Annotated in this window: 1 pseudogene; it reads right to left on the reverse strand. The window is 41.1% G+C overall.

Annotated features, from left to right (window positions below):
- Nucleotides 1-1389 (reverse strand): annotated as a pseudogene (locus AC6CH4_RS25830) (hypothetical protein); the annotation flags it as partial.
- Nucleotides 1390-1462: the final 73 nt, after the last annotated feature.

Raw genomic sequence — 1462 nt, forward strand, 5'->3', positions numbered from 1 at the left:
ATCCAGGGCGTCATATTGAAAAAATTCATATTTCATACCATCAGAGAAACCGTTTGCACGAGTGGTCAGATTGCCTGTTAAAGGAGCAAATTTTGTGACCAGTCTCATTACTGTAACTGGTATGTATTGCCCGCCAAAATAGTCCGATCCGAACTTTAGATGCCTGGATTCGCTAACAAAGCCATATTGGTCATAGGTATTGGTTATGGAAATGCCATTGCCCAGCCAGGCATTTGTTAGCTGCCCGCGAACATTTACCGCATCGGTCTGCCACAATACTTTTTGGGTGGCATCATCAATTATCTGCCATGGACTACCATTTTTATAGGTATGCTGTATGATCCTGGAACTCTCTTTTTTGTTTGCCAGTAATAGTGCCGTACTTGTTTCCTTATCCACCCTTCCAATGGCATCAAAAGTGAATTGTTTGGTAAAAATAGCATAGGGTGTTGTTTCTGTAGTTTTCTCCAGACGCCTGAATCTGTCATATGTAAATGTATTTGTAGTGACAGCTCCGGATTCAAGGGTATTGGTAAAGGTACTCGAGGTTAATAATTTTGTGGTACCATCATACTCATAAACGGTATTGCTATTGGTTAAAGAAGAAGGATTGCCTATTATTGTTTTTTCAATCAGTTTGCCTACATTATTAAGTTTATATGTAGTGGTACCATTTGGGCTTGTTTCTGACATTGTTTCTCCAAAGCCGTTATAGCTATAGCAGTACACACCCGCTGAAGGGTCTGTTAATCTGGTCTTCCTGCCCCAGAGATCCTGCTCAATGGTAGTTACAACCCCATCATAATTGGATGATCTCAGATTGCCATTGGCAAAATAGGTATAGCGTATAGTACCTCCCGGCGAGTCGGTTACAGAAACAATATTTCCGATGGCATTCTTTGTTGTAATTTTGCTTTTTGCCCCCTCACTTACAGTAGTAGTGAGCCCGGAATAATTCACGCTCACTGTCTTTCCTGTAAAAGAAGTGCTTTGGGTCATCCTGCCATAAACATCATACTTTGTTTCATTCCATTGGTCGGGACCCCACAAATACCACGGTTCGCTTATTTTATAGTTCCTGCCCAGGCTATCATACAAATAAGAAACTTTAGAGAAGTTTCCCGTAATATCTTTTGTCATGGATATCGTCATTCTGCCCAGATCATCGTAGGTTTCCCGGTTGGTCTCAATGAAATCATCTCCTGCAGTGACCACTACAGTTTCGTCCCCACTTTTTATATAGAGGTAATAGGTGATCTTTCCCAGATAATCAGTAGTCCTTGTTTTTTTCATCCAGGCGTTATAATCATAGGAGGTTCTTAAGCCATAAGGATTGGTTTCGCTATCTAATAATCCATTGTAAGGATTATAGGCAAATGTTGTGGACAAGCCTTCAATATCGGTACTTTTGACCAGGAATCGCCCCGAGGGATCATACTGGTAAGAGGTAAATCTTGGCGTA

It is taken from the genome of Flavobacterium sp. GQ95, assembly GCF_059758655.1.